We start from the raw sequence: 1,313 nt of genomic DNA on the forward strand, positions 1-1,313 counted from the left end.
AAACTGAATCGCCCCGTGTTTGCCAGAGACTCAATAACTTGAGAAACTGGAACTATGAAAAAATCAAATCGCTATACATCAGAATTTCGTGAACGTGCAATTAGGCTTGTTACCACACAACAGCATGAATACCCTTCTCTTTGGGCTGCGCTAGTATCGATTTCAGATAAACTGGGATGTACCCCAGAAACACTTAGAGCATGGGTCAAGAAATCTCAAGCTCAACCGTCTAAACCCTCTTCTAATACGCAATCAACTGAAGAACGCCTTGCCGTCTTAGAGCGCGAGAATAAAGAGCTCAAGCGAACGAATGATATCCTGAGGCAAGCTGCCGCTTTTTTCGCCCAAGCGGAGCTCGACCGCAAACAGAAGTAATAGTGGATTTTATTGATGCTTGCAGAGAGCATTACGGTGTCGAGTCAATTTGCAAGGAATTGCCGATTGCACCATCAACGTATTATTCTCATAAACAGATACAAAGAGAGCCTGAGCGACTGTCTAACCGCAAAAAGCGTGATGCTGAGCTGATAATACTCATTCGCGAAGTGTGGGAGGATAATATGTCAGTTTATGGTGCAAGAAAAATATGGAAGCAGCTACAGCTTGACGACCATCAAGTCGCCCGCTGTACAGTCGAACGATTGATGCGAGTTATGGGAATTCAAGGTGTTCGTCGGGGTAAAGCACATAAGACAACGATACCTGACGAGCAACAAGATAAGCCACTTGATTTAGTTAATCGTCAATTTACTGCTGAGCAGCCAAATCAACTTTGGGTAGCTGACATCACCTATGTTGCCACATGGAGTGGGTTTGTTTATGTCGCTTTCGTGATAGATGTTTTTTCACGATACATTGTAGGTTGGCGTGTATCAACGACAATGCACACAGAGCTTATTCTTGATGCGTTAGAGCAAGCTATTTGGCATCGTGGCAACCCCGAAGGGTTAATTCACCACAGCGACAGAGGCAGCCAATATTTGTCTATACGATACACTGAGCGACTTGCTGAAGCTGGAATTCAAGCGTCTATAGGCAGTGTGGGTGACTCTTATGACAATGCATTGGCTGAAACAATAAATGGATTATTTAAAACAGAGATTATTCGCAGAAATGGCCCGTGGAAGAATGTTGATGCTGTTGAATACGCAACGTTAGAGTGGGTCAATTGGTTTAATAATCAACGCTTATTATCTTCAATTGGGTATATTTCACCAGCTCAATATGAAACAGACTACTATGATAATTTAAACGAGTCAGGTAAAGTGGCCTGACTTAAACAAACTGGTCTCCGATGAACTCGGGGCGATTCA

1 protein-coding gene and 1 other annotated feature are annotated in these 1,313 nt (G+C 43.3%); the gene reads left to right on the plus strand.

Annotated features, from left to right (window positions below):
* Positions 1 to 54 precede the first annotated feature (54 nt).
* Positions 55 to 1,274 (plus strand): IS3 family transposase gene (locus tag B5G52_RS21760; protein WP_236613520.1). Its coding sequence is split into 2 segments (ribosomal slippage): positions 55 to 343 and positions 343 to 1,274, totalling 1,221 coding nucleotides; the frame shifts between segments, so codons are not numbered across the junction.
* Positions 333 to 449 (plus strand) — a sequence feature (AL1L pseudoknot). It overlaps the preceding gene by 117 nt.
* Positions 1,275 to 1,313: the final 39 nt, after the last annotated feature.

This window comes from Pseudoalteromonas sp. A601 (assembly GCF_002165575.1).
Taxonomy (GTDB): Bacteria; Pseudomonadota; Gammaproteobacteria; order Enterobacterales; family Alteromonadaceae; genus Pseudoalteromonas.